This is a genomic window from Alkalibacterium sp. m-11 (assembly GCF_054658155.1).
The window spans coordinates 1-4,125 of record NZ_BAAGIR010000152.1; the positions used below are offsets into that span (position 1 = coordinate 1).

The following is a 4,125-nucleotide window of genomic DNA, read 5'->3' on the forward strand; positions in this document are numbered from 1 at the left end:
TGGATCTGTTATAAAGCTGTATAATCCAGACAATGATTGGATTATATTACCTTCATCGACAGAAATCATCATACGAGCAACGAGAAATTTGGGAAACATAATTTTTCATAGATTATTGGGAGTTACCTTTATTTTGTCTATTAGTCTAGTATAACAGCTGATCAGCTGAAACTGACGCATGGCGCTTTTTCAATTTAAGAAAAAGCGCGTCTGATTGCATCAGCAAGTGTCGTACATCCTATAATTTCTATATTTTCAGGGAAGTCCCAGCCGTCCATATTGTTTTTCGGTAGAAAAACCCGTTTGAATCCAAGCTTGGCAGCCTCATTCACCCGCTGATCAATTTTAGAGACGCGACGGATTTCTCCGGTCAGCCCAATTTCTCCAATGAAGCAGTCGGTCGGACGCGTCTCTTTTTCCTTGTAGCTTGAAGCAATACTGATGGCAATGGACAGATCGATTGCCGGTTCGTCCAGTTTAACGCCACCTGCCGCTTTAAGGTAGGCATCCTGATTCTGAAGAAGCAGACCTGCACGCTTTTCCAGTACAGCCATGATCAGCGACACACGTGAATAATCCAGCCCGCTTGCCGTTCGTTTAGCATTACCGAATACTGTCGGAGAAATCAGAGACTGAATCTCGACCAGGATCGGCCGGGTCCCTTCCATCGCAGCAACGACAGCTGACCCAGTTGCTCCGGACAGTCTTTCTTCCAGGAAGAGCTGGGAAGGATTGAGCACTTCTTCCAGTCCGCCATTTTTCATTTCAAAGATTCCTATCTCATTGGTCGAGCCGAAACGGTTCTTGACAGCACGTAAGATACGGAAGGTGTGATGCCGTTCGCCTTCAAAGTAAAGCACCGTATCCACCATATGCTCGAGCATACGTGGACCGGCGATCGCCCCTTCCTTGGTCACGTGTCCGACAATGAAAATCGCAATGTCATTCATCTTGGCGATCTGCATTAAAGTCGACGTCGACTCCCTGACCTGTGACACACTTCCGGACGCACTGTCGATTCCGGCATGATGCATGGTCTGGATCGAGTCAATGACCACATAATCCGGCTTCAATTCTTCAATCGTCTCCTGAATGGCACTGACTTCCGTTTCAGCATACAGATAAAAGTCGGAACCTCGCAGCTCGAGCCGTTCAGCCCGCATCTTAATCTGAGAGGCACTTTCCTCTCCTGATACATACAGGACCTTTCCGCCATTCTGGTTCAACTGAGCAGAAACCTGAAGCAGCAAAGTCGATTTTCCGATTCCCGGATCTCCACCGATCAGCACGAGCGATCCTGGAACGACTCCTCCGCCTAAGACTCTGTTGAATTCTGTCAGGTCAGTCTTGACCCGTTCTTCCTTTTCGATTGTAATGTCAGTGATCGGCTCAGCCTTGGAAGTTTTTCCACTGATCGTCACTCTGCTTCGGCTGTCAGTCTTATCCGGCAGCTTCTCTTCGACCATCTGATTCCATGAGCCGCAGCTGGGACACTTCCCTAGATACTTGGGTGATTCATATCCGCAGTTCTGACATACAAATACCGTTGCTTTCTTCTTTGCCAATCTATTAACTCCTTCAGCCTGAAATTATCTTCCGCTTGATCCAAATCCGCCTGTACGTACTGAAAAGTCATCTGTTTCCTGATCTGCTGTTTCGTATTGAGTGAAAATCCCCTGAGCAATTCGTTCACCTTTTTTGATCTCTACATCTTCAAGGCCATAATTAATGATCTGAACAAAAATTTCGCCCTCATTGCCGTCGTTATTGTAATAGTCCGAATCGATGACCCCAATGCCATTAGGTACAGCCAGCTGCCGCTTCATCGGATTGCTCGAGCGGTTCGCCAGAAGCAGGTACTCATTTTCAGGCATATACGCCTTGACACCTGTCGGAATAAGTGTGGAACCAACCGGGTTTCCTTCAAAATTCCCTGCCTGCATAGCCTTAAATACTGACGGAATGACAATATCCTGAGAAGCCGTCAAATCATACCCTGCAGATCCTTTTGTTGCCCGTTTAGGCAGACTCAGTCCCTGATCTTTATACTTATCTACAATTTCAAATCCTCTAATCCTAGTCATAATATCTCCTGTTTCTTCAATTAAACTGAAACAGATTGCTGACCCCTTTCCATACCTTCAGTTGATAGTGTAATAAGTCTATTTTACACTAAACTTGCTGCTTTATAAACGACCAGTTTATATACTAAAAAAAACCTCTCTGATTACACATTATATGTAATTCAGAGAGGAAAAAAGGGGGCGTATTTAGTTGACCAACCTTACCTCGTCTTAACGGATAACGTTAGTAGTTTCTGGATCGAAGAAGTGTGATTTACCCATATCGAAGGCCAAGTCCACATTCTCACCAGGTCTGTGGTAGTCACGAGCATCAACTCGAGCGATAAACTCAAGAGAGCCGACTTGTGAGTAAAGCATTGTTTCAGCACCTAGAAGCTCAGAAACAGTTACTTTAGATGTTACAACTGTTCCAGGAGAAGCATCCAGTGCAACCTGCTCACTCTTGATGTCTTCAGGACGGATACCAAATACAAGTTTAGCTCCATCTTTGTATCCTTTATCGCTAAGAGTTTTCAGTTTCCCTTGAGGCACTTCGACGGTTAATCCGTCTCCGTTGGAAATTTTGTTCCCTTGAAGAGTGACATCAAAGAAGTTCATCGCAGGAGATCCAATAAACCCACCAACGAAAATGTTAACAGGGGTGTCATATACTTCTTTAGGTGTTCCGATTTGCTGGATGAATCCGTCTTTCAGGATAACGATGCGGTCAGCCATTGTCATCGCTTCAGTCTGGTCATGTGTAACGTAGATTGAAGTTGTGTTCAGACGCTGGTGAAGTTTTGCAATTTCAGCACGCATGGCTACACGCAGCTTAGCATCCAAGTTTGACAGAGGTTCATCCATCAGGAATACTTTAGCATCACGAACGATCGCACGTCCTAGAGCTACACGCTGACGCTGTCCACCAGATAGTGCAGCTGGTTTACGGTCTAGAAAATCAGTCAGCCCTAATATGCTTGCCGCATTTTCCACACGGTCTTTAATCTCATCTTTTTTATATTTACGTAGTTTAAGACCAAATGCCATATTGTCAAATACAGTCATGTGCGGGTACAGCGCGTAGTTCTGGAACACCATCGCGATGTCACGGTCTTTAGGTGCGACATCATTCATCATCGTGTCGCCGATCCAAAGTTCTCCGTCAGTGATTTCTTCAAGTCCTGCGATCATACGAAGTGTAGTGGATTTACCACAACCAGAAGGTCCAACGAATACGATAAATTCGCGGTCTTTAACTCTCATATCAAAATCAGATACCGCAAAATCATCTGAGTTGTCGTAACGTTTATAAATATTCTTCATTGCCATTTCTACCATAGGTAATCACCTTTCCTGTTTAAGATTATATTGATTCTCAGTAAGAATGAATCAAATTCATTGATTAGTTGACAATACCTATTGTAATGGAAACGTTTTTCTCCCACTATGTAAACGTGCACAAAATCAGTGTAAGCGTTTTGTGCACAGTGACTAAATGACAGGGAACTAGCATTTCAAAATGATGGGAGGTATTGTTCTAAAGTAATTCAATCGTATCTATTATTCATCATTTTCTGAACTTTCCTTGATACATTAATAATGTAAGCACTTTCTCTTGATTATGTATTCAGGTATAGTATAATGAGTTTGTGAAATAAAATACGAATAAGGATGTGTGTTGGATGTTCGATTTAAAAGGCAAGGTGGCAGTCATTACGGGTGGCGCATCAGGAATCGGTCTGGCTACAGTAGAAGCGTTCCTTGATAAAGGCGCTAAAGTTGTATTGAGTGATTATAATGCAGTAGATGGTCAGAAACATGCTGACCGGTTGAGTGTAGAAAAGCATTCTATACCGATAAAAAAGAGGCGAAAAAAGGCAATGTGATCCAGCAGACGTGAATACACTGCTGGATCACATTGCCTTTTTTTCTTGCCAAATGTCTCCAGCAAAGGTAAAATAAGGAAACGTATACAAATCTGACAGAAAGAAAGAGAGAAAAGGCGACAGCATTGGAGTTCACGCTCCCCTGTCTTCTTTTCTCTCTCACCAATACATAATGA

The 4,125-nt window shown here is 43.6% G+C and carries 4 protein-coding genes; 1 reads left to right on the forward strand and 3 read right to left on the reverse strand.

Going from position 1 to position 4,125, the window contains the following annotated elements:
- Positions 1-194 precede the first annotated feature (194 nt).
- From radA to ACYQ2O_RS10810, 3 genes are all read right to left on the reverse strand, one after another.
- Positions 195-1,565 carry a DNA repair protein RadA gene (gene radA / locus ACYQ2O_RS10800; RefSeq protein ID WP_346024238.1) on the reverse strand — a complete coding sequence of 457 codons (1,371 nt, stop codon included), beginning with the start codon at positions 1,563-1,565 and terminating at the stop codon, positions 195-197.
- 24 nt (positions 1,566-1,589) lie between these two features.
- Positions 1,590-2,084, reverse strand: coding sequence for a dCTP deaminase/dUTPase family protein (locus ACYQ2O_RS10805; protein WP_346024239.1), 495 nt, complete (start codon positions 2,082-2,084; stop codon positions 1,590-1,592).
- A 210-nt stretch (positions 2,085-2,294) separates the two neighbouring features.
- Complete coding sequence (locus ACYQ2O_RS10810) at positions 2,295-3,401, reverse strand: ABC transporter ATP-binding protein (RefSeq protein ID WP_346024240.1); 1,107 nt, start codon at positions 3,399-3,401, stop codon at positions 2,295-2,297.
- Between the two features lie 344 nt (positions 3,402-3,745).
- Between ACYQ2O_RS10810 and ACYQ2O_RS10815 the strand changes: the two genes are divergently transcribed.
- Entirely contained in the window at positions 3,746-3,949 is a 204-nt protein-coding gene (locus tag ACYQ2O_RS10815) for an SDR family NAD(P)-dependent oxidoreductase (protein ID WP_346024241.1), read from the forward strand.
- The last annotated feature ends 176 nt before the right edge of the window (positions 3,950-4,125 follow it).